The sequence below is a fragment of the Cohaesibacter gelatinilyticus genome, assembly GCF_900215605.1.
Classification (GTDB): domain Bacteria; phylum Pseudomonadota; class Alphaproteobacteria; order Rhizobiales; family Cohaesibacteraceae; genus Cohaesibacter; species Cohaesibacter gelatinilyticus.
The window spans coordinates 1910079-1935280 of the sequence record NZ_OBEL01000001.1 but is presented as its reverse complement, the minus strand read 5'-3'; the positions used below and the strand labels follow the sequence as shown (position 1 = coordinate 1935280).

The window sequence follows — 25202 nt, the reverse complement described above, 5'->3', positions numbered from 1 at the left end:
CACTGCTACATGCGTAGCAATGCCCATTGTGTATGTTGATCATCAGGAAGCTTTCAGAGAGCAGATGGAAAACCCGGATCGTTGATCCGGGTTTTGATTATTCAATGTTATACCCTGAGAGATCTTGCCGTTTTAATCAGTTGAGTTGCTTTTCAGGAAGTCATACTGCTGCAACTCGGTTTAAAGCACTTCAGCTTTTCGGGAACATGCTGGAATGAAAGATCCGTCGTCGGTGACTATGTAAATGCCAAATCGCGTAAAATCAGAGCAATTTCAGGAACAAAGATCAACAAAGCCGACATGATGGCCAGTATTATAATAAATGGCGGTGTGCCTCTTATGACATCCATGTAGGGTTTGTTGAAGATTGCTATCGCAGTGAAAATATCACACCCAAAGGGTGGCGTTGCCGATCCGATTGCCATTTGCAAAGTGATCATTACCCCAACCAATACCGGGTCAAGACCGGAAGCAGCAACAATGGGTACGAAGATTGGGGTCAGGATGACCAAAACCACCAATGAATCCACAAACATGCAGCCGATAAAGAAGCTCAATGCGATAATGAACAGGATATATTCTTTTGATGCGCCTTCCAGTTCGAGTGGGGCAAGGAGACCCTGTGGTATCTGTTCGAAGGAAATATACCAGGAAAATGCCTGACCCATGCCGACGAGTATGAATACCACTGCTGTGATCAAGCCCGTTCCCAATGCTGCATCAAGGATATCCTTAAGCTTCAATTCTCGGTAAATCAAGCATTCCACGATGAGGGCATAGAGAACTGAAAATGAGGCGGCTTCGGTAGGGGTGACGGCTCCGGAATAGATACCTCCGACAATCAGTATGGGAAAGCCCAGCGGTAATAGTGCTTTTTTGAAAGCGGCAATTCTCTCGGTTCTGGATTTTTGAGGAACAAGAGTGATGCGGTCTCCCTGGAGTCTGCTATATCCATAGCAATAAATGGAGAAAAGGATTGCCAGCACAATTCCCGGACCAATGCCTGCAATGAACAATTCTGCAACGCTGGTATTTGCGAGTGTGCCATAGAGGATCAGGCCGATGCTGGGCGGAATGAGGAAAGCTATGTCGCTGGCATTGATAATGAGCGCCATCACAAAGCTATCTTTATAGCCCGCCTGCAACAGCTTTGGGCGCATGATCTGTCCAACAGAGACGACGGTTGCCTGAGTGGAACCGGACACCGAGCCAAACAAGGTGCAACTTATGCAAGCAGTGATCGGTAGACCACCTCGAAGATGACCGACGAATGCTTCTACCAATCCCAACAAATTATGGGCGGTATGCCCTCTTGCCATGATGTCTGCTGCCAGAATGAACATAGGTACGGCGATGAGGGCATTGGGCGAAATGCCGGTTACCATCTGCTGAATCATAACACCGGTATCTATATCAGAAAAATGTACAAGCCCGATCAATGCCCCTGCGGCCAAAGGTACCACCATTGGAAAGCTTAGAAACAGCAGGATAATCATGGTAAAAAGAAGTGTGAAGGTTATTACATAGATATCCAGCTCGCCATCTATGATGTCTTTCAGAAAGTCAAAAAACATATCCATGCTATACACCTATGTTTTCTGATCTGAATTCGATCACTTCATGTGACAGATAGATTTCTTTGTGAGTGATATTCATGAGGAACGTGATCAGGTATTGTAAACCTGCGATTCCAAGGCCAAGCGGAATGATGGAATAGATAATATAGACGGGGAATTGCATGGCCGGGCTTAGGCGATTGATATCCTTGATTTCAATGACATAGAAGACAGATTTATATGCCAGGTAGATCAGGATGGCCCCTGTGATGATTGAAATCATTGTCAGAATAGTTTTTTTTGCCGTATATCCAAATGTGTCATACAGCGCAGTCATGCGGATATTCCGCCCCTTGCGGACCGCATAGGCAAATCCGACAAAAGTTACTCCTACAATCAAGAATTGATTGAGCTCTTCCGAAAAGAAAAGGCTTTTATCAAAAGCATATCGACCAATTGCATTTGCAGTAGAGTTCAGCATTATCAGCAAAATCGAGAAGGTAATTACAAATTTTTCAATTAATTCGCTGCCGTTGCTAAGCCAGAGGAGTATCTTTTTCATGGGGTCTGTCCATATCTGCTTAGTTTATGATTACGGCTCCTAAACCGTGCGGGGAACCAGAAAACGTGACAATTGGATGATTGGTCCTTGCCACGTTTTCCGATCATCAGTTTGACTTATGAGGCGTCTTTGACTTCCTGGATCAGGCTTTCCAGAATGCCTTTGGCGTTCTCGCGGGCATCACTTTTTTCCGATTCTGCATATGCGTTTTCGACAACGTTGTAGAATGTTTCATGAAGTGCTGCGGAAAGATCTTTGAAGCGGCTGCGCTCATCGTCATTCAGGATTACAACCTCAAGGTCAGGCCGCTCGGTCTGAATTTTGGCCATGTTTTCGCGGTTTATTTCCAGCTGATAATCATGAGCAGCCTGTTCAGCCACGGTAATTGCCTTGTGCACCATTGCCTGCTTTTCTTCTGACAGAGCATTGAACCATTTGCTGTTTGTTGAAACAGTGCCAACATAAGGCTGTTGGCCGGGGAACATCAGGTAATCTTGGACTTCGTGCCATTTGGCGTTGTAAATGAAGTAGACCGGATTGACCATTCCATCGACGGTTTTAAGCTGTAGCGCACCATATACTTCGCCCCACGACAGGGGAGTAGGTGTCGCTCCGAATGCCTTGTATGTTTCGACCGGAATCGTGGATGTGAATGTCCGAATTTTTTGTCCAGAAAAGTCTTCTGGTGTACGAATGGCCTTGTTGGCACCCCATGCCATCTCTCCTTCAGAGATCATGGTTAGAAGTTTCAGATTTGCTTTCTCAAAACGATCACTTAGCTGGCTATAGATGGTTTTGCTGCCGGTCAGAATTTTACGTACGACATCAACATCGGTTCCCAGAACGTAAGGAAGACTAAGGGCCTGTACTTCGGGTATATAGGATCCAAGATGGCCCGTACCAACGGATACGAATTGCAATGTGCCTTTTGCGGTCAACTCGACGATGTCGTTTTCTGTTCCCAATTGTCCGTAGTAGAAAATACGAACTTTGATATCACCGCCGGATTCTTCTTTTATTGTTTCCGCAAAGGTTTTGGCAAAGATGTCTTGGACATCATTTTTGTCCTCTTCAGTTGCAAACTTCCATGTTTCTGCACTTGCAGCGGAACCGATGGCGAGTGTCATTGCCGCTGTCAAAAAGAGCTTGCGAATTGATGGTATCATTGGTTTTCTCCCGTTTCGTCTCATTTTGGAGACTATTGTCTGGTGATTGCAGATGGTTGAGATGGTGATATTCAGATTGTTGTCGTTGCTACCCGTTCAAGCTGATGAACGATGAGGTTATGGCTTCTGTTTCGAGCCTTCATGTGAACTCCTCCCTGAATTCATGTGACTGCTTTGGCTTTTCAAAGGGGCGGTGATTTGGAGCCGCATTGCCTGAAAAGCTGGCCTAGATCGTTCCGACAGGGCAGAGCCTGTGCCAGGCGCAACATGTTCCAAGCCAAGGCCAGATTGCTTGAAATCACCGGTTTTCCAGAACAGTACTCAGCGTTGTTCAGAATTTCCAAAATTCGAAGATTGGTGCAGGAAACGATGATTGCGTCGCAATCCTCTGTTTGAGAAATTGTTTTGATAGCCTCAAGAACCGAGCTGGGAGAAATACGGGCGACAACATCGTCGTCTCCTTCTTCAAAGGATGCGAAGGAAGTGATTTGCAATCCCGCCTTAGTCAGTTTTTCTCTTAGTTGCTCGGAAACCGAGGCGATGTAAGGACTTATGAATGCGATTTTTTCTATTTCCAGAGCCTTGCAAGCTGCAATCAGGCTGTCCAGCGGATCTGTGACCAAAGTGTTTGGGTGTATTTGCTGTATTGCTGTTTGAATCTTTTCCGAACCGATGACGGTTGCTGCAGAGGTGCAGGCATATCCAATGACGTCGTAATTGTTTGAATTGGATAACAGCGACACTGAACTGGGTAGGTCCGCCAGCATATTCATCAATGTTGTCGGCGTGATTTCCGGGCACATTGGAATACGGGTATGATGCAGGCTTATTCCGTCATCCGTACAAATTCTTGCAAACTCATGCTCGATTGTTTGATCTGTCTGAAGAACGACAACCCCCAAGGTGGCCGTGCTTCCTATGCCATCATCTGTCGTAAAAGGTAACTTCATTGGTCTATCCAATTACCGGTAACTCGGCCGGAGCACGCGTGGAAAGAAGAAGAGGAGGGCCATCTCTTACAACCAGATTTTCCTCATGAACCATGACCTTTCCTTCGCCGTAAGACATGGAAGGTTCCAAAGTGATGACCATGTTTTCCTGTAATATCGTGTCATCGAACATGGCGTGCGAAGGCCATTCGGTCAGTTGCATTCCAAGACCGTGGCCAAGGCGGCCAACATTTCCGCGCTCGGATTCTTGGGTGTCGATGATGCTTTGCATGGCGCAAAACAAGTCTTTGCAGCTTGTACCTGGTCTTGCCGCATTCAGACCTGCTTCGGTTGCCCGATAGAGTGTTTCGTAGGTTGCCCGAGCATCATCATCAGCTGAGTTGATTGCGAAATTGCGATCAAAATCGCAGTAATATCCATCGAAAACGGACCCGGTATCCAACATCAGAATGTCGCCAGATTGCAAAGGCTGTTCTGTTGGAGGGGAAATTACGTCTCGGTATCCTCCCTTGCCAGCTCCGCCAACGAGATAAGGGATGTCATCTGCCCCTTGTTTGAGAATTTCGACTTTGAAAGCCCGGAATGCTTCCTGAAGGGATTGCCCTTCGCTGAAAAGATTATGGGCCTGAGCAAAACTTAATGATGCAATTGCACAGATATGGCCAATCTTCTCAATCTCTGCTTCGGATTTTGTCATGCGCAAGGTCTTGATGATTGGTGTGGCGTCTACCAAATTCAAACCTGGTAGTCTGGTCATGAGGTGCTCATAATCAGCCAATGGCATGCGTAGACTTGTTTCAGCTCCCTTCATGATGCCGATTGTGCATCGCTGTTGTGCATAGAGAGACAATAGTTCATGCAGCAGACTGATACCGTCATCTTCCGGTTCCGGGGAACTCCAGGTTCTGATGTCGTCAAGCCAGGTTCGACTCATCAGGTCGCGGCCGATCTCGGGTATTACGGCGACAGGTTTTCCTTCGAGCGGCAAAAACATGAACCATGGACGGGTAGGGCTCTGCCAGAACTGGGTCATAAATCCCGAGAAATAGCGCAGTTCTGCCTCACTGGTTAGCAATATGCCGTCCAGTCCATGTGATCTCATGAGATACTGGGCTTTTTCCAAGCGATGTTCGAATTCTCTTGTTGGGAAGCCACGAGGTGCAGAGATATCAAGCATTTACTACCTCTGAGACCAGTTGCTGGTAGACCAATGGATCGGTTATTCCTTCTGAACCAATCAGAAGAACGCTTGATTGCTCATTTAATCCCAGTTTGGAACGCAACTCGTTGTGATTGGATGCCATTATGAGAGCGGCAAGACCTGCGACCGCGCTTTCGCCTGCTTCAATCGAGGGATCGCCGCCCAATGGTCTTGCAAGAAGACGTACTGCAGGGCCAACTGCGCTTTCTGGTAATGTGAGGAAATCACTTGCCTCTTCGTGCAGGATTGCCCACGCAATCGGGGAGGGTTCCCCGCAGGACAAGCCCGCCATCAAGGTTTCCTTCTCAATGTCGACCTTTTTAACGTGACCTGATTTTGCACTTTCGAAGAGGCAAGCTGACAATTCAGGTTCGACAATAACCACTTTTGGGCTCTGGTCCTGCCAGTGTTGACGGAAATATGCAGCCACAGATGCGGCCAGACCACCCACGCCTCCTTGAAGGAATACGTGTGTGGGAGGAGATGACAATTCCGCACAAATTTCATGGGTCATGACACCATATCCGGCCATTACATCCTTTGGCGGTTCCGTGTAGCCTTCCCAAGATGTATCCGAGACGACAAACCAGCCGTTTTCCTCTGCTTCCTGGCGTGCCAGTCGGACAGATTCATCATAATCGCCCTGGATGCGGATGACTGTTGCGCCCAGATCGGACATTGCTTTGGCTCGGTTCTCGCTTACTTCGGCATGTATATATATGCGGCATGGAGCCTGGAATTGTTGGCACCCCCAAGCAAGGGATCGGCCGTGATTGCCATCTGTGGCACTTACCAGTGTGATATTGCTGACTTCGGCTGCATATTTGCCTTTGCGGATATCTTCGGGTTGTACCTGTTTGCCCAGACGATCTGACAGTTCACGGACAAGCACTTGCAATGCTGCATAAGATCCGCCCAAAGCTTTGAAACTACCAAGGTTGAATCTAGGTCCTTCATGTTTGTAATGAATGCTGTTGATGTTCAATAAGGTTGCGAGATGTTTCAGTTTGAAAAGTGGTGTGGCCTCGTAACCATCCCAAGATTGAATTTCGCTGATGGCATCTTGAAATCTCTCTTTGGGTATCATCTTGTCTGCGGCATTACCCTTATCCATTTTCGCAGCGACATGAGACAGAGTTTCAGGGTTAGATATTTGGAGCATCATGCACAATCCTTGAGAGGTAGTCGGTCAGAAACAAGGTTGACCCAAAAGTTTGCACCTATTGGCAGGGCGTCGTCGTTGAAGTCATATTCACTGGAATGCAAGGGTTTGCTTGCGGCACCGACGGTGCCATTACCCAGCAAAAGAAAGCTGCCGGGAACCAGTTTGGAGAAATTGGCGAAGTCTTCGGAAAAACTCATCGGTTGGCGATCCGGTATGAGATCGTATCCCAACTTTGATGCTGTCCGGCATGCCGCTTCTGTTGGGGTTGGAGCATTGATGGTTTCGATAAACTCGGTCTCGAATGTGACCTGAATGTCGACATCGTGCGCTTGTGATATTCCGGATGCAATTTGACGGATATAGAACTCAATCGCTTTCCGATCTGCTTTTGAGAATGCTCTTGTGTCACCTTTCAGCAAACCACTGCCAGGTAATATGTTTCGCTGACCATTTGTCATGAACTCGGTTATGGAGAGGACGGCTCCGGCCTCTGGAGGCAATTTTCTGGAAATGATGGTCTGCAGGGACAAGGCAAGTTCTGAACCCACGATTATGGCATCTACCCCTTTGTGTGGCATTGCAGAGTGGCCGCCTCGTGCAGTAATTTTCAGTTCGAAGAGGCTTTCGCTGGCACAGATCTCCCCCACACGGGTAGAGAGCTGCCCTAATGGTGCACCGGGCAGGTTGTGAAGAGCGTAGACTTCATCCAGCGGAAATCTTGAGAGAAATCCTTCATCAAGCATTGCTTGGGACCCCAATCCGTTTTCCTCGTTGGGTTGAAAAATAAAAACCACTGTTCCGTCGAAGTTCCGTTCAGAGGAAAGGTGTCTGGCCGCGCCTAAAAGCATGGCCATATGACCATCGTGGCCACAGGCATGCATGATCTCATCCTTTTGAGAAGCATATGGAAGACTGGTGGTTTCAGAGATCGGCAAGGCATCCATATCTGCTCTCAAACCAATCATTCCTGACCCTGATCCATTGGACAGGATCCCTGTAACGCCAACACCTTCCGATACTTCAATTCCCATTTCAGTCAGGGCTTTGACAATCTTCTGTTTCGTGCGTATTTCCTGAAAACCAAGTTCGGGATTTTGATGAAAATCCTGTCTATGGGTTCGCATGAAATCTATGGTTTTTTCGGTAAGAAACAAATCTCATCGCCTCCCTGATTTGAGATTTCAAGCAGGTTATCAGGTGTATTGCGATGGATTTGATCGTAATTGGCTTGATTTTTTCCGGAGGGCGTATTTATCTGTCTCGATTGATATGGAGAACGGAAATGGACCAATTCGATCGACGGATACTAGTCCTCGTCCAAAGAGATACACGCTTGACGGCTGATATCATTGGACAAAAAGTTGGATTATCCGGACCTGCCGTTCAAAAGCGCCTGAAAAAGCTGAAAGAATCCGGGGTCATTCAGAAAGAAATTGCTGTTCTGGATGGCAATGCGCTCGATAGGAAGCAGATCGTCATTGTAGAAGTGTCGCTGGAGAGAGAGAATCTGGCGGTCTTGAATGCTTTCAAGCAAAAAATGAATAAAAGTCCCCAGGTTCAACAATGTTATTATATCACTGGTGAGGCTGATTTTATTCTTATTCTTCAATTGCAGGATATGCAGGAATATGAAGAATTTACGCGAGAATATTTTTTTCAGGAATCGAATGTTTCGAAATTCAAGACATCTGTCGTGATGGATAGGGTAAAAGTCAGCCTTGATGTTCTGAGCGATGAATAGCGATCAGACTGGAATTGTGTCGTCCAATGATGTGATTGGATGTGCAACCGCACATAAGAAAAATGCCTCTGCTATCGGTGCCAGAGGCATTCTTGATTTTGAAATTCCATCAACCTGGCTTGGAAGGTTGATCAGGCATTGACCTTGGTGTTGATCAGCTCTTGCAATTCCTGGCTCTGGAACATTTCGCGCACGATGTCACAGCCGCCGATGAATTCGCCTTTGACATAGAGCTGAGGAATGGTTGGCCAGTTGGAAAAATCCTTGATGCCTTGACGCAGGTCATCATTTTCCAGAACATTGATGCCTTTGTATGGTACTTGCAGATAATCCATGATCTGCACGACCTGACCTGAGAAACCGCATTGCGGGAAGCTTGGGGTGCCTTTCATGAAAACCACGATGTCGTTGGATTTCACTTCATTGTCGATCCAGGTTTGGATATCGCTCATGTTGCCGTCCTTTGAGTTTATTGGCTTTGATGGACCATTCATCAGGCAAACCGGGGGAGTCTTGCCTTTGGTCAATCTGTCACAGGTTTTCTACGAAAGAGGGCAGGTTCGCCCCTCGGGGTCTTTCGTCATTGCTGGACTGTCTTTTATTCGGGTACAGAAGTCTGGAGTGCCAGAGCGTGCAGCTCGCCCCCCATATTGCCCTTGAGGGCTTCATAGATCATCTGATGTTGCTGAACACGAGATTTGCCACGGAAGCTTTCTGATACCACTTCTGCCGCAAAATGATCGCCGTCGCCTGCAAGATCACGGATGGTGATGTCAGCATCCGGTAAGGCTTCTTTGATCAATGTTTCAATTTCGCGCGCATCCATTGGCATGGCGGACTCCTCAAGATTGTCTTTGCTTTGGCAAGCTGGTCCTTGCCTCTTAGCAGCTTGGCAATCGGCCAGCAACCGAGGCTGGCCGAAATTGTCAATCTTTCAGGGCAAGCGCCCCTTTAGGAGAGGGCTGGCCCTTAAGATTGGCTCATATAGTTCGGGAACCAATCTTCATGTGCGGAGCGCAATTTTGCAACGGAAATGCTGCCATGACCCACGACTTTTAGATCCTTGCCAGTAACAAAGCCGAGTTTTGACGCTGGAACACCGGCTTTTTCAGCTTCACCGAGCAGGGCTTCAGCCTTGTCAGCAGCGCATGTCACGAGATAGCGGGCCTGATCCTCCGCATAGAATGCAATATGGGCATTCTCAGCAGGGAGTTCAATATCCGCGCCCAGACCGGATTTCATGGCCATCTCGGCAACTGAAACACCCAGACCACCGTCTGAGAGATCGTGAGCTGCATTGATCGCACCAGCACGGATCTGATTGCGCACAAAGTCGCCGTGACGCTTCTCCAAGCTTAGATCAACCGGGGGAGGTGCACCTTCTTCACGACCAAGAATGTCACGCAAGTAAAGGCTCTGGCCCATCTCGGAACCTTGCTCGCCGATCAGAAGGACCACATTGCCTTCTTCAACAAAACCATTTCCTACAGAGACCATGACGTCTGGCAAGAGGCCAACTGCGCCGATCGCAGGAGTTGGCAGAATGGCTTCGCCAGAGGTCTCGTTATAGAGAGAGACGTTACCGGAGACGATTGGCATATCCAGTGCTTCGCAGGCTTCGCCGATGCCTTTGATACAGCCAACGAACTGGCCCATGATTTCCGGCTTTTCAGGATTACCGAAGTTCAGGTTATCGGTGGTTGCCAGAGGTTCGGCGCCAACTGCATTGAGGTTACGCCAGCATTCGGCTACTGCCTGCTTGCCGCCTTCAATAGGCTCTGCCTTACAATAGCGTGGAGTTACATCCACGGAGAAGGCAAGGCCTTTGGTTTCGCTGCCATCCACGCGGATCACACCAGCATCGCCACCCGGACGTTGTTTGGTGTTGCCCTGAATCATGGTGTCATATTGCTCCCACACCCAGCGGCGGGAAGCAAGATCAGGCATGGCAACCATCTGATGAAGGCTATCCAGCAGGTTGGCCGGCGCTTCAACGGATGCATTGTCGATTTGGGCCAGCTTTGGCGTCTCGACCCATGGACGATCATATTCTGGTGCTTCGTCGCCCAGTTCCTTGATCGGCAGGTTCGCGACTTCCTGGCCATTGTGATAGATGCGGAAACGCAGATTGTCGGTTGTTGTTCCGACTTCTGCAAAGTCCAGCTCCCATTTGCGGAAGACTGCTTCAGCAGCTTCACGCTTTTCAGGATGCAAAACCATCAGCATACGCTCTTGAGACTCGGATAGCATCATCTCGTAAGGCGACATGTTCTCTTCGCGGCATGGAACTTTGTTCAGGTCCAGATCGACGCCGAGATTGCCTTTTGCGCCCATTTCAACCGCAGAACAGGTGAGGCCAGCTGCCCCCATATCCTGAATGGCAATTACCGCACCGGTCTTCATTAGCTCCAGGGTGGCTTCCATCAGACGCTTTTCAGAGAATGGGTCGCCAACCTGAACGGTAGGACGCTTTTCCTCGGAGTCGTCATCGAATTCGGCAGAGGCCATGGTGGCTCCACCAACACCGTCACGACCGGTTTTTGCGCCAAGATAGACAACCGGCATGCCGACACCTTTGGCTTCAGACAGGAAGATTTTGTCGGAATCGGCAAGACCAGCAGCGAATGCGTTGACCAGGCAGTTACCGTTGTATGATGGGTGGAAGTTGACTTCACCGCCAACGGTAGGGACGCCGAAGCAGTTTCCATAGCCGCCTACACCTGCGACAACGCCGGATACTATGTGACGGGTACGCTCATGTTCTGGCTGGCCAAAGCGCAGGGCATTCATGGCAGCAACCGGACGGGCACCCATGGTGAAAACGTCACGCAGAATGCCGCCAACACCTGTGGCAGCCCCTTGATAAGGCTCGATGTAAGACGGATGGTTGTGGCTTTCCATCTTGAAGACAATTGCCTGACCATCATCAATATCGACAACACCGGCATTCTCACCAGGGCCTTGCAGAACGCGAGGACCTTTGGTCGGCAGGGTGCGGAGCCATTTCTTGGAAGATTTGTAAGAACAATGCTCGTTCCACATGGCGGAGAAAATGCCGAGTTCGGTGATGGTTGGCTCACGACCAATCAGCTCAAGAATTCGCTCATATTCATCAGGGCTGAGGCCATGTTCTGCGATCAGTTCCGGGGTGATCTGGATTTCGTTCGGGATCATGCCACCTTCTCCAACAGGCTTTCAAACAGGCCACGGCCGTCAAGGCCACCATGCAAATCTTCAATCAGGTTTTCGGGATGAGGCATCATACCCAAAATGGTGCCGCGGGCATTCATGATGCCTGCAATGTTGTTGCGAGAGCCGTTGATATTGGCTTGCGGGGTCACTTCACCATTCTCGTCGGAATAGCGGAAGAGAACACGGCCATCGCCTTCCAGCATTTTCAGGGTCTCATCATCGGCGAAATAGTTGCCGTCATGATGCGCAACAGGGCAGAGGATGGTCTGGCCTTCCTCATATGCCCAAGTGAAGTCGGTCTCGTTATTTTCGACGCGCAGATGGGTTTTCTTGCAGATGAAATTGAGGCCAGCATTGCGCATCAAGGCGCCGGGCAGGATGCCGGTTTCCGTCAGGATCTGGAAGCCGTTGCAAACGCCAAGAATCTTGGCACCAGCCGCAGCCTTGGCCAGCAAATCCTTGACCACTGGCGAGCGGGCAGCAATGGCACCGGAACGAAGATAGTCGCCGTAAGAGAAACCGCCAGGAACGATGATCAGATCGGATTTTGGAATTTCGGTTTCTGTATGCCAGACCATTGCTGGCTCGTCACCTGAAACGGAGCGCACGGCAGCGGCCATGTCATGCTCACGGTTGGTGCCGGGGAATACTAGGATTGACGTTTTCATATCAGCCTCATCCAGAGAAAGGGGAGCGGCAAGCGCCGGTCAGCAATGCGGGGTTAAAGAAGGAAGACAATGGCCAGAATGGATGCGATCACCGGAATCAGAATGAAGATGGCCGCCTTGATCAGCATGAAGCGGATGGCTTTGGCGGTCTCTTCTTGTTGATCATAAGGTTTTTCCGGGGATCTTTCCGGAGTTGCCCCTGAGGTTTGATCGCTCATTGGTCGGTCCTGCTTGTTCGCAGCTTTAGAGAATATCGATGTGGTAATTCTCAATCACGGTGTTGGCCAGCAGCTTCTCGCACATGTCGTTCAGTTTGCCTTCTGCGCTAGCTTTGTCGCTTTCAGCCAGCTCGATATCGATGACCTTGCCCTGACGCACATCGTTGACGCCGTCAAAACCCAGAGCGCCGAGAGCGCCTTCAATTGCTTTTCCTTGCGGATCCAGAACGCCGTTTTTCAAAGTGACGGTGATACGAGCTTTCATTGGTCGCTATCCTGTTTCTCTTGTCATGGCAGGATGATGTGGGCCTGCCTAAAACACATCCAAGAGGACAAAAGGGAAAGGCAGGAGAAGCTCCTGCCTGGTCGGTGTTATTTTACCAGAACCGGGCCAGTGCCCTTGTGTTCGGTATTGATATTGTGGATGCCCAGACGAGTGGCCACTTCCTGATAGGCCTCGAGCATGCCGCCCATTTCCTGTCTGAAGCGATCTTTGTCGAGCTTGTCGTTGGAATCAATATCCCATAAGCGACAGCTGTCTGGCGAAATTTCATCGGCGAGGATGACACGCATGGTGTCGCCTTCGAAATAACGGCCACATTCGATCTTGAAGTCTACAAGGCGAATACCGACAGCGCGGAACATGCCAGTGAGGAAATCATTAATACGGATGGCCAGAGCCATGATGTCGTCGATTTCCTGCGGAGAGGCCCAACCAAAGGCGGTGATATGTTCTTCGGACACCATTGGATCGTCGAGTGCGTCATTCTTGTAGCAGAACTCGATGATGGAACGTGGCAACTGAGTGCCTTCGTCCAGTCCAAGACGCTTTGCAATGGAGCCTGCTGCAACATTGCGTACGATAATCTCAAGAGGGATGATCTCACACTCTTTGATCAACTGTTCGCGCATATTCATGCGTTTGATGAAATGGGTCTGGATACCGATGGCGTTCAGATTTTCAAAGATATATTCGGAGATGCGGTTGTTCAGCACTCCTTTGCCATCAACAATCTCATGCTTCTTGTTGTTGAAGGCAGTGGCATCATCCTTGAAGTGAGCAATCAGGGTTCCTGGCTCTGGACCCTCGTAAAGAATTTTGGCTTTGCCTTCATAGATCCGACGACGACGATTCATCTGTGAGTACCGTTCGTTAGAGGCCCTCATTTGAGAGCAGGGATGGATGTGCTGTGGTTCGCATCAAAAGAGATGTGATGAGAATCACCTTGAGCTATCCGCAAGAGCATAAACTGCACGCTTGTGCGATGAATAGCTCAAATGGGACCTCTGATCCGTATCATATCTCTTAAGGGTACCGGTTTGCGTGCTGCTTAGCGAATCTTTGGCAGATTCACAATCGCAGAATGGTCTGAAAGCAGAGTTTTTTTGAGACAAATGATTGTGTGTGAGCAAAAAGGCATCAGTGCCATTTGTGCTGGTCGGTAAATGTGGACGCAAGACTGTTTTCACCCTTTTGGCAAGCTGGTTTCACACCGCTTTCAGCTTTATACTCGCAGTTAGCGTTCAGACTGAGCATAATTGAGCCGGGATAACCAAAGTTCGAGGGAAATCGAGTAAGCTTTTATTGCCTTTTATGGTTCAGATCATATATGTGAAAGTGACAAGGATACTATCAGGCTGCGGCCGGACCGAGGAGAAGTTTCATGACAACCTTCGACAAGCGTGAAGAAGCATTTGAAGCCAAGTTTGCGCATGATGAGGAATTGCGTTTCAAAGCGACTGCACGCCGCAATAAATTGTTGGGTTTGTGGGCTGCTGAGAAACTGGGCTTTGAAGGCGAAAAAGCTGAAGAATATGCCAAAGCTGTCGTGCGTTCTGATTTTGAAGAGCCAGGCGATGAAGATGTTTATCGCAAAATTGAAGGCGACTTCAAAGAAGGCAATGTTGATCAGTCAGAGCATCAGATCCGCCGCACGATGAGCGACTTGATGAGCACTGCTCTGGAACAGATCTCCAAGGAAGGCTAAGAGGAATCTCCTCAAACTCTTGGATGATTTCGAAGGTCGGCGATTTTTCGCTGGCCTTTTTTTGTTTTTGCAGGTCTGCTTCCGCAAGAACTAAAAAGTCAAGTCAATGCGGGGAGGAATGCGAAAATGAAACTGTCAGCTTTGTCAGATGCCTTCATGGAGGGCGAACAGCTTTATTCCGGTTGGTGCAGCATTGGGAATGGGCAAATGGCAGAGATGGTTGCTCGCTCGGATTTCGGGGCCGTGATCATCGATATGCAGCATGGCGGCATTGGCTTCGAGCAGGCCCGTCAGATGGCAAGTGCTGTGACGATGGTGGGAAAACCTGCGATTCTGCGCATTCCGGTTGGAGATTTTGCAATGGCCAGTCGGGCATTGGATTTCGGAGCTCTTGCGATTATTGCCCCAATGATCAATGGCCGTGAAGATGCGCAATCTTTGGTGAATGCGGTGAAGTTTCCGCCGATAGGTGAGCGTTCCTATGGCCCTATGCGTGCTTGTGAGCTTCTAGGCATTGATAATAATAGTGCCGATTATGTGCGAGATGCCAACATGCATTGCTTGGCTTTTGCAATGGTGGAAACCATGCAAGCGCTGGACAATCTGGATGATATTCTGGCAGTTGATGGCATTGATGGGATCTTTGTGGGCCCCGCGGATATGTCACTTACGCTTCTGAAAGGTGAGAAGGTCGATTTGGACAATGAGGCGGCCAATGTGATCTATCGTGATGTGGCTGCACGTGCCAAGGCAGCAGGCAAGATTGCCGGCATTTATTCTCCGACTGCGTACCATGCCAAACGCTTTGCCGGTTATGGCTATCGGTTGATTTCAGTTGGAGCTGATTCTGCTTATCTGAAAACCGGAATTTCTGCATTATGGTCTGAATTGTCGGCATAATTGTTGCAGATACTTACAATTATTCGCAAATTTCATGCGATTGTGCCAACTTGCCGCAGGCTGAATTGATTTCTATCAACGCAATTAAGGGTGTTTGGCCACATTCTGTGGCTAGTGACCAGACCCTATGGGAGGCACCAAGAGGGGTGCCTGTCTTTGCTGCGGGAGAAATTAAATGCTGAAACTGACAGCAATTTTTTACATTATCATTGCTCCAACCTTGGCGGGAATTTTTGCTCTAGTTCCTTTGACCATGGCCGGTACCCTTGACTTTGACTACAAGCAGTTTCTGGCTTTTGTCATTGGTGGTGCCGTGTTGGCGCTTCCAGTTTCCTGGTTTGTTGCCGGTAAGATCAATAACATGATGGCAAAAACCAAAGGCCCTCATGCTGCCGCTTGAGGTTTTATCTGAGGTAGGTGATATATCGGTTGATCTATCGCCTAGTCTAGCAAGCAAAAGCCAGAGGCCTGTAAAGGCCTCTGGCTTTTTCATATTTTGATTTTGCGTTTCTTGTCCGAGGAATGATCAGGATAATTTGGCAATGAACTTGGCAAAGGTCATGAGACCTTCCGGCCATGGGCCATGGCCGCTTTGCTCGTTCATATGGCCGCTCTCGCCTGAGTCAACCACCAAAGATCCCCATTTCTCACCAAAGTCGGCTGCAAAATCGTAGTGGCAGTAAGGATCGGTTCTGGACGCAACCAGAATGGATGGGAAGGGAAGCTTCACATCCGGGATAGGAGCAAAGCTGCGCAAGGTTGCTGGCACATGGTCGTCGCTCTCAACATTGGGCATGCCGACCAGATAAGCGCCTTTGACGATGCCTGGTCTGATTGCGTGGGCAGCTTTGACTGCAGCGACCACCCCCAGTGAGTGAGCAACCAAGACGGCAGGGCGCTTGGCCTTTTCCACTTCCTGAATGATGGTGCTGACCCAGCTTTCCGGTTCTGGCTTGGACCAATCGGTCTGCTCGATCCGGCGCGCCGACTTGATTTTATCTTCCCAGCGCGTTTGCCAGTGACCGGGGCCAGAATTATCCAGCCCCGGAATGATGAAAATGTCTGCTTCAGACGCTTTCATGCGATCACCTTTTTCGTTTGTTCAAGTGGTTGTTGTGAGAAGGCTTAGGCTTCGCCGAACACACGCTTGAAGATCACATCAACATTTTTGGTATGGTAGCCCAGATCGAAGCGATCGCGGATCTCTTCTTCTGACAGATAATTGCGAACGTCTTCATCGCCGAGCAACTCGGTCAGGAAGTCGACACCAGCAGAACCGGAAACCTGATAGCTGTCCCATACCTTCATGGCGTTGCGCTGAACCAGACGGTAGGCATCTTCACGAGAAGAGCCAGCCTGGGTAAGAGCCAGTAGAATACGCTGGGAATGAACCAGACCACCAAGGCGATCCATGTTGCCCATCATGCGCTCTGGGTAAACCATCAGCTTGTCGATCACGCCGGTCAGACGAACCAGAGCGAAATCGAGGGTGACAGTTGCGTCCGGACCGATCATGCGCTCAACGGAAGAATGAGAGATATCACGCTCGTGCCACAGGGCCACATTTTCCATGGCCGGAATGGAGAAGCCGCGCACGATACGGGCCAGACCGGTCAGGTTTTCGGTCAGCACTGGATTGCGCTTGTGAGGCATTGCAGAAGAGCCTTTCTGGCCCTTGGAGAAGAATTCTTCTGCTTCCAGCACTTCGGTACGCTGCAGGTGACGCACTTCGGTGGCGACGCGCTCAATGGAAGATGCGATCACACCAAGGGTTGCGAAGAACATGGCATGACGGTCACGAGGGATCACCTGGGTGGATACCGGTTCAGCCTTCAGGCCAAGAGCGTTTGCCACATGCTCTTCTACGCTTGGATCGATATTGGCGAAAGTGCCAACAGCGCCGGAAATGGCACAAGTTGCGATTTCTTCACGGGCGTCAATCAAGCGCTTCTTACAACGGTCGAACTCAGCATAGGCTTCAGCCATTTTCAGGCCAAAGGTCACTGGCTCGGCATGAATGCCGTGGGAACGGCCGATGCAGACAGTGTCTTTATGTTCCATGGCGCGGCGCTTGATAGCCGCCAGCAGGGCGTCCATGTCTTCCAACAGCAGATCAGCAGCACGAACCAACTGAACGTTGAAGCAGGTATCCAGAACGTCAGAGGAAGTCATACCCTGATGCACAAAGCGAGCGTCCGGACCAACGATCTCGGCCAGATGGGTGAGGAAGGCAATCACATCGTGCTTGGTTTCACGCTCGATTTCGTCGATGCGGTCAATATCGAAGGTCGCATTACCGCCTTTTTCCCAGATGGTTTTGGCTGCTTCTTTCGGAATAACGCCAAGCTCGGCCAGTGCATCACAGGCATGGGCTTCGATCTCAAACCAGATGCGGAATTTGGATTCTGGAGACCAGATGTCGACCATCTGATCGCGGGAATAACGAGGAATCATGTGAAGGCCTTTTTTGTAAAAGGAACAAAATGAGGGAGGCGCCCAAAACGCCTCCTATTGAGATGTTTGCTTACTTTTGCGCTTTTTCCGCAGCTTCGCGGATCATGGCAATATTTTCGGCATAGGATTCGATCGAGCCACCTTTGAAGACAGCAGAGCCTGCAACCAGAATGTTGGCACCAGCTTCGGCGACCAATGGTGCGGTCTCAACAGTTACGCCACCATCGATTTGGATATCGATATCACGGTCACCGATCATCTCAACCACTCGGCGGGTTTTCTCGATGACGGATGGCAGGAACTTCTGGCCACCAAAACCTGGATTCACGCTCATCAGCAGAACCATGTCGACTTTGTCGAGCACGTATTCGATGACGCTTTCATGGGTGCCAGGATTCAGAGACACACCGGACTTTTTGCCCAGTGCCTTGATGGCCTGCAAAGAGCGGTCCAGATGTGGGCCTGCTTCCGCATGTACCGTAATCAGATCGGAGCCAGCGGTAGCGAAGTCTTCCAGATACAGATCGACCGGGGAAATCATCAGATGAGTGTCGATGAACTTGCTGGTATAAGGGCGAATTGCTTTGACGACTTGTGGGCCAAAGGAGATGTTCGGAACAAAATGGCCATCCATGACATCGACATGGATCCAGTCACAACCGGCTTCGTCGATGGCTTTCACTTCTTCGCCGAAACGGGCGAAGTCGGAGGCGAGGATAGAAGGGGCGATTTTGATAGGCCGCGCCATGGTCTGTCCAGTCCTTGTTTGTCTGTGGGAAGATTGCGCTCGCGGTAGCATATTGTGGGCAGATAGGGCAATGGGGCAGGGCTGAATGTGTGCAGATTCTTTGCTCTTGCTCTGTTTTTGGCAGTCATTACATCGTTGTTGACCGCATTTTTATCCGCGCCTGCGCTTCGGAGCGAGAATTGGTGTCAAAATCAACGGCAACATATAGATTGGAAATTGACCCAAAGCGAACCAGAGCCAGGATGCGTCTGGCATCTGGCTGCCTATTGCCACCACCATCATGCCCATATTACGATTGCCAACTGATAATGCCAGGGGCCAAGCCTTTTCTGATCCAAAGGGAGCAAAAGCCAGCATGGTGATGCCGATTTGAAAAAATGCCAGAACGAAAGTTGCCATGGTCATCAGAAGGGCAAAAACAGGCTGGGTGATGAAGTGATCGCCCACATCGTCCATCAGGGAAACTGCAAAGAAGAATAATAGAAATACATTAAGACCATCAATTTCGGTCTTGTATCGAGTCAGATGTGATTGAGTCAGGAAAATCTTCAGGATCTGGGCTGTTATCCAGCTTCCCATCAGAATGATGGCCAGTTGACCGCTTAACTGAAGAGCGGAGATTGGCAAGAGGCCAGGCATGAGCCAATCGGTAATGATTGGCGCTGTGATGGGGACACATAGCATGCTCAATATCATGACCGATAGAGATATGGCCCCATTCAGGCCAAGGACATAGGCCATGGCAGGTGCAGACATCACTGGAGGTGCGGTGACCGTGAGCAATAAAATGACGATTAGATCAGGATGGCTTTGTGGCAAACCCAGCGCGATAAAAAGGCCAAACAGGATGAAGGGCATGGCGATCAAAAGCCATATGGTGCCCAAGATGATCATCAAAGGTCTTCGGGTGACCTGACGAAGAGCATCCGGTTCCACGCGCAAGAAAGAGGAAACCAGCAGCAATATGATGATTTCACGCAGGTGCGGTTTGACATAGGCTGCAAGAGCCGGGAAAGCCAAGCCGATCAACAAGCTTAGTGCGAGAGCCAGAGCGCCATGTTCCCCTGCACGACGAAGGGGATAAATCAATATATTGAGTATAGTCATTGTTTGCGTTTGTCTGCCGGATGTAGTTAAGCTGATCGAGCTGACTGATCGTTGCGGTGGTGGGTAGGTGCTTGGTTGCAACTTTACATGTCGGTCATTTCCTGGCCCGTTCGGGCACCTTAGCGGAAATTTTGGAAAAATGAAGGGGGAGCTGATGCGCTATGATGTGATCGTGTTGGGTGCGGGCATGGTTGGGGTTTGTTCGGCTCTTCATTTGCAGATGCGAGGATTGAAGGTAGCACTGTTGGATCGCAGGCCTGCTGGCGAGGAGACGTCCCATGGCAATGCGGGGGTGATCGAGCGGGATAGTCATGTACCAATCACCATCCCATCAAGTCTTGGCGCTCTGGCCAAATATGCGGCCAATCAGGAAATCGCCATGCGCTATGATCCCAAATTCCTGCCTAAATTGGCTCCATGGCTCTATCGTCTTTGGCGTTTGTCGAATCCTCAAGGGATTGAGATTTTTGCACGAGGAGTTGAGCCGATTCGAAAAAAGTCTGCAGATGAGCACGCTCTGATTGCGGCAGAAGCAGGAATAGAGGAGGCCTTTCGCGAAACCGGCTGGTTGCATGTCTATTCTGATGAGACGATAAGAAGTGCTGATCCGTGTCTGGCCTATGCCAAAGAATTTGGTGTGAACTTTGATGTTGTGGATAGACAGGGCATTTTGGAATTGGAGCCGTTTCTTACCCCCGCTGATGACGCAAGGGCGATTTTTTGGAAAGAGGCTGTTTCTGTCTCATCTCCCCAGCGTGTCACAAAGCAATATGCCAAACTGTTTGCTGCCAAAGGTGGGGACTTTGTTGTCGGAGATGCGCGGAGTTTAGCCAGAGAGGGAGATTATTGGCAGGTTCAGTGCGAAAAGGGAGTGATCAGCTCCTCGCGCGTGGTGGTGGCCTTGGGCCCTTGGAGCTCTGATCTGCTTGAGCCATTGGGCTATCGCTTTCCACTGGCTGTCAAACGAGGATATCATCAGCATTTTCAACCACAGGGAAATGCAACATTGTACAGGCCGGTGGTGGATGAGGTACTGGGCTTCGTGATGACCCCGATGGAAGATGGCATTCGTCTTACAACGGGAATTGAATTTGCCCATCGTGACAGTCCCAAAAATTGGGGGCAATTGGATGCTGCGTTATCTTTTGCTCGGAAATTGTTCCCGTTGGGAGAATCGGTTGAAGAAAAACCCTGGCGTGGTGCGCGTCCCTGTTTTCCCGATGCCTTGCCGATTGTTGATGCATCAGGAGATCACAATGGTTTGTACTTCAACTTTGGCCATGGTCATATTGGCTTTTCCAGCGGACCCGTTCTGGGGCGCCTGATGGCAGATCTGATTATGGATCAAGTTCCGCAGATTGATCCGGTTCCATATTCAGCAGCAAGATTCTAGGGCTATTCGTTCAAAGGAAGTGCGACGGTTTCCTTCACGGTCGAGACGACAATTCTGCTTTGAACATCTGATACCAGCTCGGAATTGAGCAGTTTGTAGCATAAGAAATTGTCATAGCTTTTGATGTCTTCTGTCACTACTTTGACCAGATAATCCACCGCGCCGGTGATGCGTTCACAGGTGACCACTTCTGGCCAGATACGCATCAGTCGGTCAAACTCTTCCATATTTTTTCGGCTGGGAACGGTCAGTTTGACGAAGGCATAGGAGACAAATCCAAGACCGACTGCTTCTCTGTCTACCACAGCTGTGATCTGGCGCAGGATGCCCTGTTCCTTAAGCTTTTTGATTCGCCGCCAGCAGGGTGTTTGAGACATTCCTGCCTGTTTGGCGATCTCGGCAATTGAGAGAGAGGCGTCTTTTTGCAAGACCTTGAGGATGCGAATATCCCCGGAATCGAGTGTAAATTTTTCCATAATTGTGTCTCACAGGAAGATTTTGTTTGAAAACTACAAAAAAAGCAGGGGTCTGTATATATATTATTTCGGTTAAATTGATCATTATATTGAAACAAACGTTTGATCTCATTCGGATTTCAGACGAAACCTGCCAGTTTTCGTGACCAGACAAATCTCTCCTTTCCACCGACCTTGAAATCGGTAAAATCCCGCAGAAGACCTACGCGAGGACCAATCATGACTGCCCATATGTTGCCTATCTCTTTGAATGATAAATATGAACAGGAGACCGGGCGCGTTTATATAACCGGCATTCAAGCACTGGTGCGCCTACCATTGGATCGCATCCGTCTGGACCGCCAGAAGGGTTCTCACACCGGTGGATTTATCTCGGGCTATCGTGGATCGCCCCTGGGGACATACGATAATCAACTGAACCTGGCACAATCCTATCTGAATGATCACGATATAAAGTTCGTTCCGGGTGTGAATGAGGAATTGGCGGCAACTGCCGTATGGGGTACTCAGAAATCGGGTCTTGCAGGTTCGGGTAGCGATTTTGATGGTGTCCTGGGCATTTGGTATGGCAAGGCACCCGGGGTCGATCGTTCTTGCGATGCCTTCCGTCATGCAAATTTTTTCGGCACCTCCGCATTGGGTGGCGTGCTGGCTGTAGCTGGCGATGATCCGTTGGCAAAATCTTCAACTGTCGTATGCCAGAGCGAGATGGCTTTCATTGATGTGGAAGCTCCGGTCTTCAATCCCTGTGATATTCAGGATGTCCTGGATCTTGGCTTGCACGCCTTCGAGCTTTCACGCTTTGCTGGTGTCTGGACCGGGATGATTGCGCTGGCGGATATGATGGATGCTTCCGCGATGGTGGATGTCTCGCCAGACCGATTGCAATTCTTACGCCCTGAGGATGAGTTTGATCCTCGTCTGAAAGGGGAGATGAACCGCCTGATGGAGCTCAAAGGACGGCTTGATCACGAGATCACATTGCGAGAGCTGCGTATCCCGGCTGCCAAGGAGTATATCCGCCTTAATCGCCTGAACCGGGTAACCTTTGGGTCAGACAAGCCGCAGATCGGCTTTGTTGTTGCCGGTAAGGCCTATCGCGATTTGCTGCAGGCGTTTCAGTTGCTTGGTATCAGCCATGAACGCGCAGTAGAGATGGGTATTGGCGTTTTCAAGGTGTCCGTCTCCTGGCCGTTGGAGCCGATGGGCATTCGAGAGTTTGCTTCTGGTGTTGAGCGTTTGTTTGTGGTGGAGCATAAGCGTGCCATCATGGAGCCTCAGATCAAGGAAATGGCCTATCTGTGGGACGCAGATGAGCGACCACCAATCTGGGGCAAGGTTACACCTCAAGGTGAGCATTTTCTTGCTTCCGTCAAAGAGATCACTTCTTTTGAACTGGTGCCTGCAATCCTAAAGATGTTGCCAGATGAGGTGATGACAGATGAGTTTCGCTCGGTAGCAGATCGGCTCGCGCTGCAAATGGCTTATAGTCAGAGCAATGCCAGCGCGGCAGCTCGTATTCCTTATTTTTGTTCCGGTTGTCCGCACTCCAGCTCGACTGTTGTGCCTGAAAATGCCCGGGTAATGGCGGGAATTGGCTGTCATTCTTTGACTGAGGCCACAGGGCGCATTACCGATTCCATGAGTATGATGGGTGGTGAAGGCATTCAATGGGTCGGCATGCACGCCTTTGAAAAAGACAAACATGTCTTTGCCAATCTGGGGGATGGCACTTATTTCCATTCCGGGTATATGGCCATTCGTCAGGCCGTCGCTGCCAAAGTGCAGATGACCTACAAGATTCTTTACAATGATGCCGTTGCCATGACAGGTGGTCAGGCGGTAGACGGCGTTTTGACGGTTCCCAAGATCACCCATCAGATGAAAGCGGAAGGGGTGAAGAAGGTCGTGATCGTCTCGGAACGACCACATCTTTACACCAAAGATGTTGGCTTGGCTGAAGGCGTGCCCGTCTATCATCGCGATGAGTTGGTTCGTATCGAGAAAGAACTCATGGAGTATGAGGACGTATCAGTGCTGATTTACGATCAGACTTGTGCGGCAGAGAAGCGCCGTCGTCGTAAGCGGGGCAAATATGAGACCCCGGACTATCGTCTGTTTATCAATGAGCGTGTTTGTGAGGCTTGCGGGGATTGTTCCGTTCAATCCAATTGTCTGTCGATTGAGCCGTTGGAAACGGATTTTGGCACCAAACGAGCCGTGAACCAGTCCAGTTGTAATCTCGATTTTACTTGCTCCAAGGGCTTCTGCCCGAGCTTTGTGCGGGTAGAAGGGGCCGAGCTTCGCAAAGCCGATGCAAGTGCCTTGAATATCGAGGATCTGGTCGATGGATTGTCCATTCCTTCCATTGAAATAGGGGATGAGACCGTCAATATTCTTGTTGCTGGCGTCGGTGGCATGGGCGTGACCACGGTTGCCGCAGTTTTGGCGATGGCAGCCCATATTGATGGGAACAATGCTTCCACCGTCGACATGACAGGTATCGCACAAAAGGGTGGGGCGGTGACCTCACATTTGCGTCTTGCCAAAGGAAGCAATCCTATCAATGGACCGCGTATTCCTGTGGCATCCATGGATTTGATTGTCGCCAGTGACATGCTCGTCGCGGGCACTCAGGAAAATCTGTCCATGATGAGCCTTGAGCGAACCCATGCGGTCTGCAATTCGGCGGTCGTGCCGACCGCAGAATTTGTGCTCAAACAAGCTTTGTCCTTCGATGAGATGCGGTTGCAAAAATTGATTGGAGAGGCGGCGCTTGATGCAACATTCTCTGATGTTGCACGCGTTTCGGAAGGGTTGCTGGGAGATGCCATCTTCACCAATATGATTTTGGTGGGCATGGCGTGGCAAAAAGGGCTGCTGCCGATCTCCGAAACAGCACTCGAACAAGCCATTACGCTGAATAAAGCAGCTGTCGAGAATAACATCCGTGCTTTCTATATCGGCCGCGCGTTGGCTGACCAGTCTGATCGTATTGAAGCGTTGCTGCCCGCCAAGAAGGAAATCAAGGAGCGAAATTGGCAGGAAAAGCGTGACTTCTTTGCAGATGATCTCGCTGGCTATCAGAGCAAACGCTATGCCAAACGTTATTTGACGATGATCGAAAAGATCAGTTTTGCCGAGGAAGCTGCATGTGGCAAGATTGGATCTCTGACGGAGGCAACTGTGACGCAGCTTTATCGCTTGATGGCTTATAAAGATGAGTATGAGGTGGCACGGCTTTATACAGATTCTTGCTTTATGGAAGGGCTGGAAGCGCGTTTCTCCAATCATGAAAGCCTGAGATTGGAGCTGGCACCGCCAATGTTGCCGGGCGTCGATACGAAAACTGGCAATCCGAAGAAGAGAGCTTTCGGTGGCTGGATGTTCAAAGCCTTTGGCTTTCTGACCAGACTAAAAAGCCTACGTGGTACTCCATTTGATATCTTTGGTTATAGTGCAGAGCGTCGTGCCGAGCGTGGCTGGATCAAGACCTATCGCTCTGATCTGGATTGGATTTGTGCCAACCTTTCAGCTGACAATGCATCAGAACTGACAGGGCTGGCACTGTTGCCTGCTCAGATCAAAGGGTTTGGTCCCACCAAGGTTGCCAACATGGTCAAAGCGGCATCCCGACGCGAGGCATTGTTGGCCGAACTGAAAGATGGGAGTGATGGTGCTCCTATCAAGGAAGCTGCTGAATAGCGGCTTTTGCTA

25 protein-coding genes are annotated in these 25202 nt (G+C 49.8%); 6 read left to right on the top strand and 19 right to left on the bottom strand.

Annotated elements, in window-relative coordinates; genetic code table 11:
- Positions 1-236: 236 nt before the first annotated feature.
- The 7 genes from CRO57_RS08790 to CRO57_RS08760 all read right to left on the bottom strand — a co-directional run bounded on the left by CRO57_RS08790 (position 237) and on the right by CRO57_RS08760 (position 7754).
- Positions 237-1580, bottom strand: coding sequence for a TRAP transporter large permease (locus CRO57_RS08790; RefSeq protein ID WP_097152882.1), 1344 nt, complete (start codon positions 1578-1580; stop codon positions 237-239).
- Position 1581: 1 nt separating this feature from the next.
- The gene (locus CRO57_RS08785) at positions 1582-2118 is read right to left on the bottom strand and encodes a TRAP transporter small permease (RefSeq protein WP_097152881.1); all 537 of its coding nucleotides are present in this window, start codon (positions 2116-2118) and stop codon (positions 1582-1584) included.
- 116 nt (positions 2119-2234) lie between these two features.
- Positions 2235-3284, bottom strand: coding sequence for a TRAP transporter substrate-binding protein (locus tag CRO57_RS08780; protein ID WP_210200792.1), 1050 nt, complete (start codon positions 3282-3284; stop codon positions 2235-2237).
- Positions 3285-3466: 182 nt separating this feature from the next.
- Positions 3467-4234 (bottom strand): maleate cis-trans isomerase family protein, encoded by a 768-nt coding sequence (locus tag CRO57_RS08775; protein ID WP_097152880.1) that lies wholly within the window; start codon positions 4232-4234, stop codon positions 3467-3469.
- A gap of 4 nt (positions 4235-4238) precedes the next feature.
- Positions 4239-5411, bottom strand: a complete 1173-nt coding sequence (locus tag CRO57_RS08770) for a M24 family metallopeptidase (protein ID WP_097152879.1) — start codon at positions 5409-5411, stop codon at positions 4239-4241.
- Positions 5404-6600, bottom strand: coding sequence for a diaminopropionate ammonia-lyase (locus CRO57_RS08765; RefSeq protein ID WP_210200791.1), 1197 nt, complete (start codon positions 6598-6600; stop codon positions 5404-5406). The genes CRO57_RS08770 and CRO57_RS08765 overlap by 8 nt, the downstream gene beginning before the upstream one ends.
- On the bottom strand, positions 6597-7754 hold the full coding sequence (locus CRO57_RS08760; RefSeq protein ID WP_244580039.1) for an amidohydrolase: 1158 nt from the start codon (positions 7752-7754) through the stop codon (positions 6597-6599). The genes CRO57_RS08765 and CRO57_RS08760 overlap by 4 nt, the downstream gene beginning before the upstream one ends.
- Before the next feature lie 128 nt (positions 7755-7882).
- Between CRO57_RS08760 and CRO57_RS08755 the strand changes: the two genes are divergently transcribed.
- Positions 7883-8341 carry an Lrp/AsnC family transcriptional regulator gene (locus CRO57_RS08755; protein WP_097153302.1) on the top strand — a complete coding sequence of 153 codons (459 nt, stop codon included), beginning with the start codon at positions 7883-7885 and terminating at the stop codon, positions 8339-8341.
- Between the two features lie 131 nt (positions 8342-8472).
- Here CRO57_RS08755 and grxD read toward each other — a convergent pair whose 3' ends face one another.
- From grxD to purC, 7 genes are all read right to left on the bottom strand, one after another.
- A complete protein-coding gene (grxD, locus tag CRO57_RS08750) occupies positions 8473-8793 on the bottom strand; it encodes a Grx4 family monothiol glutaredoxin (protein ID WP_097153301.1) in 321 nt (106 codons plus the stop codon).
- Positions 8794-8939: 146 nt separating this feature from the next.
- Positions 8940-9173: a BolA family protein gene (locus tag CRO57_RS08745; RefSeq protein WP_097152877.1), complete on the bottom strand. Its 234-nt coding sequence runs from the start codon at positions 9171-9173 to the stop codon at positions 8940-8942.
- Between the two features lie 137 nt (positions 9174-9310).
- Entirely contained in the window at positions 9311-11515 is a 2205-nt protein-coding gene (purL, locus tag CRO57_RS08740) for a phosphoribosylformylglycinamidine synthase subunit PurL (RefSeq protein ID WP_097152876.1), read from the bottom strand.
- Complete coding sequence (purQ, locus tag CRO57_RS08735) at positions 11512-12201, bottom strand: phosphoribosylformylglycinamidine synthase subunit PurQ (RefSeq protein ID WP_097152875.1); 690 nt, start codon at positions 12199-12201, stop codon at positions 11512-11514. Before purQ ends, purL begins: the two co-directional genes overlap by 4 nt.
- 53 nt (positions 12202-12254) lie before the next feature.
- Positions 12255-12419: a phosphoribosylformylglycinamidine synthase-associated small membrane protein gene (locus CRO57_RS24735; RefSeq protein ID WP_170955869.1), complete on the bottom strand. Its 165-nt coding sequence runs from the start codon at positions 12417-12419 to the stop codon at positions 12255-12257.
- Between the two features lie 25 nt (positions 12420-12444).
- Entirely contained in the window at positions 12445-12684 is a 240-nt protein-coding gene (gene purS, locus CRO57_RS08730; RefSeq protein WP_097152874.1) for a phosphoribosylformylglycinamidine synthase subunit PurS, read from the bottom strand.
- Between the two features lie 107 nt (positions 12685-12791).
- Complete coding sequence (gene purC / locus CRO57_RS08725; RefSeq protein WP_097152873.1) at positions 12792-13556, bottom strand: phosphoribosylaminoimidazolesuccinocarboxamide synthase; 765 nt, start codon at positions 13554-13556, stop codon at positions 12792-12794.
- Positions 13557-14083: 527 nt separating this feature from the next.
- Here purC and CRO57_RS08720 point away from each other — a divergent pair.
- The 3 genes from CRO57_RS08720 (at position 14084) to CRO57_RS08710 (ending at position 15707) form a co-directional block, all read left to right on the top strand.
- On the top strand, positions 14084-14407 hold the full coding sequence (locus CRO57_RS08720) for a DUF1476 domain-containing protein (protein WP_097152872.1): 324 nt from the start codon (positions 14084-14086) through the stop codon (positions 14405-14407).
- Between the two features lie 126 nt (positions 14408-14533).
- Positions 14534-15307, top strand: coding sequence for an HpcH/HpaI aldolase family protein (locus CRO57_RS08715; protein ID WP_097152871.1), 774 nt, complete (start codon positions 14534-14536; stop codon positions 15305-15307).
- 175 nt (positions 15308-15482) lie between these two features.
- On the top strand, positions 15483-15707 hold the full coding sequence (locus CRO57_RS08710) for a hypothetical protein (protein WP_097152870.1): 225 nt from the start codon (positions 15483-15485) through the stop codon (positions 15705-15707).
- A gap of 126 nt (positions 15708-15833) precedes the next feature.
- On the opposite strand, the gene CRO57_RS08705 is transcribed toward CRO57_RS08710, so the two are convergent.
- The 4 genes from CRO57_RS08705 to CRO57_RS08690 all read right to left on the bottom strand — a co-directional run bounded on the left by CRO57_RS08705 (position 15834) and on the right by CRO57_RS08690 (position 19616).
- A complete protein-coding gene (locus tag CRO57_RS08705; protein ID WP_097152869.1) occupies positions 15834-16388 on the bottom strand; it encodes an RBBP9/YdeN family alpha/beta hydrolase in 555 nt (184 codons plus the stop codon).
- Positions 16389-16432: 44 nt separating this feature from the next.
- Positions 16433-17761, bottom strand: coding sequence for an adenylosuccinate lyase (gene purB / locus CRO57_RS08700; RefSeq protein ID WP_097152868.1), 1329 nt, complete (start codon positions 17759-17761; stop codon positions 16433-16435).
- 70 nt (positions 17762-17831) lie between these two features.
- Positions 17832-18509 carry a ribulose-phosphate 3-epimerase gene (gene rpe / locus CRO57_RS08695; protein WP_097152867.1) on the bottom strand — a complete coding sequence of 226 codons (678 nt, stop codon included), beginning with the start codon at positions 18507-18509 and terminating at the stop codon, positions 17832-17834.
- Between the two features lie 150 nt (positions 18510-18659).
- Positions 18660-19616: a sodium:proton symporter gene (locus CRO57_RS08690; RefSeq protein ID WP_097152866.1), complete on the bottom strand. Its 957-nt coding sequence runs from the start codon at positions 19614-19616 to the stop codon at positions 18660-18662.
- Between the two features lie 154 nt (positions 19617-19770).
- Here CRO57_RS08690 and CRO57_RS08685 point away from each other — a divergent pair, with 154 nt between their 5' ends.
- Positions 19771-21009, top strand: coding sequence for an NAD(P)/FAD-dependent oxidoreductase (locus tag CRO57_RS08685; RefSeq protein WP_244580038.1), 1239 nt, complete (start codon positions 19771-19773; stop codon positions 21007-21009).
- 2 nt (positions 21010-21011) lie between these two features.
- Here CRO57_RS08685 and CRO57_RS08680 read toward each other — a convergent pair whose 3' ends face one another.
- Positions 21012-21488 (bottom strand): Lrp/AsnC family transcriptional regulator, encoded by a 477-nt coding sequence (locus tag CRO57_RS08680; RefSeq protein WP_097152865.1) that lies wholly within the window; start codon positions 21486-21488, stop codon positions 21012-21014.
- A 216-nt stretch (positions 21489-21704) separates the two neighbouring features.
- Here CRO57_RS08680 and CRO57_RS08675 point away from each other — a divergent pair, with 216 nt between their 5' ends.
- Positions 21705-25190, top strand: coding sequence for an indolepyruvate ferredoxin oxidoreductase family protein (locus tag CRO57_RS08675; protein ID WP_097152864.1), 3486 nt, complete (start codon positions 21705-21707; stop codon positions 25188-25190).
- Positions 25191-25202: the final 12 nt, after the last annotated feature.

What these genes read in the sequence shown, in the direction of transcription:
- CRO57_RS08710 (WP_097152870.1), top strand. Translation starts at nt 15,483, where the DNA reads ATGCTGAAACTGACAGCAATTTTTTACATTATCATTGCTCCAACCTTG.
- purL (WP_097152876.1), bottom strand. Translation starts at nt 11,515, where the DNA reads ATGATCCCGAACGAAATCCAGATCACCCCGGAACTGATCGCAGAACAT.
- CRO57_RS08755 (WP_097153302.1), top strand. Translation starts at nt 7,883, where the DNA reads ATGGACCAATTCGATCGACGGATACTAGTCCTCGTCCAAAGAGATACA.
- purB (WP_097152868.1), bottom strand. Translation starts at nt 17,761, where the DNA reads ATGATTCCTCGTTATTCCCGCGATCAGATGGTCGACATCTGGTCTCCA.
- CRO57_RS08715 (WP_097152871.1), top strand. Translation starts at nt 14,534, where the DNA reads ATGAAACTGTCAGCTTTGTCAGATGCCTTCATGGAGGGCGAACAGCTT.
- rpe (WP_097152867.1), bottom strand. Translation starts at nt 18,509, where the DNA reads ATGGCGCGGCCTATCAAAATCGCCCCTTCTATCCTCGCCTCCGACTTC.
- CRO57_RS08785 (WP_097152881.1), bottom strand. Translation starts at nt 2,118, where the DNA reads ATGAAAAAGATACTCCTCTGGCTTAGCAACGGCAGCGAATTAATTGAA.
- CRO57_RS08780 (WP_210200792.1), bottom strand. Translation starts at nt 3,284, where the DNA reads ATGATACCATCAATTCGCAAGCTCTTTTTGACAGCGGCAATGACACTC.
- CRO57_RS08675 (WP_097152864.1), top strand. Translation starts at nt 21,705, where the DNA reads ATGACTGCCCATATGTTGCCTATCTCTTTGAATGATAAATATGAACAG.
- CRO57_RS08790 (WP_097152882.1), bottom strand. Translation starts at nt 1,580, where the DNA reads ATGGATATGTTTTTTGACTTTCTGAAAGACATCATAGATGGCGAGCTG.
- grxD (WP_097153301.1), bottom strand. Translation starts at nt 8,793, where the DNA reads ATGAGCGATATCCAAACCTGGATCGACAATGAAGTGAAATCCAACGAC.
- CRO57_RS08685 (WP_244580038.1), top strand. Translation starts at nt 19,771, where the DNA reads ATGCGCTATGATGTGATCGTGTTGGGTGCGGGCATGGTTGGGGTTTGT.
- CRO57_RS08690 (WP_097152866.1), bottom strand. Translation starts at nt 19,616, where the DNA reads ATGACTATACTCAATATATTGATTTATCCCCTTCGTCGTGCAGGGGAA.
- CRO57_RS08745 (WP_097152877.1), bottom strand. Translation starts at nt 9,173, where the DNA reads ATGCCAATGGATGCGCGCGAAATTGAAACATTGATCAAAGAAGCCTTA.
- purQ (WP_097152875.1), bottom strand. Translation starts at nt 12,201, where the DNA reads ATGAAAACGTCAATCCTAGTATTCCCCGGCACCAACCGTGAGCATGAC.
- CRO57_RS08720 (WP_097152872.1), top strand. Translation starts at nt 14,084, where the DNA reads ATGACAACCTTCGACAAGCGTGAAGAAGCATTTGAAGCCAAGTTTGCG.
- CRO57_RS08705 (WP_097152869.1), bottom strand. Translation starts at nt 16,388, where the DNA reads ATGAAAGCGTCTGAAGCAGACATTTTCATCATTCCGGGGCTGGATAAT.
- purS (WP_097152874.1), bottom strand. Translation starts at nt 12,684, where the DNA reads ATGAAAGCTCGTATCACCGTCACTTTGAAAAACGGCGTTCTGGATCCG.
- CRO57_RS08770 (WP_097152879.1), bottom strand. Translation starts at nt 5,411, where the DNA reads ATGCTTGATATCTCTGCACCTCGTGGCTTCCCAACAAGAGAATTCGAA.
- purC (WP_097152873.1), bottom strand. Translation starts at nt 13,556, where the DNA reads ATGAATCGTCGTCGTCGGATCTATGAAGGCAAAGCCAAAATTCTTTAC.
- CRO57_RS24735 (WP_170955869.1), bottom strand. Translation starts at nt 12,419, where the DNA reads ATGAGCGATCAAACCTCAGGGGCAACTCCGGAAAGATCCCCGGAAAAA.
- CRO57_RS08775 (WP_097152880.1), bottom strand. Translation starts at nt 4,234, where the DNA reads ATGAAGTTACCTTTTACGACAGATGATGGCATAGGAAGCACGGCCACC.
- CRO57_RS08765 (WP_210200791.1), bottom strand. Translation starts at nt 6,600, where the DNA reads ATGATGCTCCAAATATCTAACCCTGAAACTCTGTCTCATGTCGCTGCG.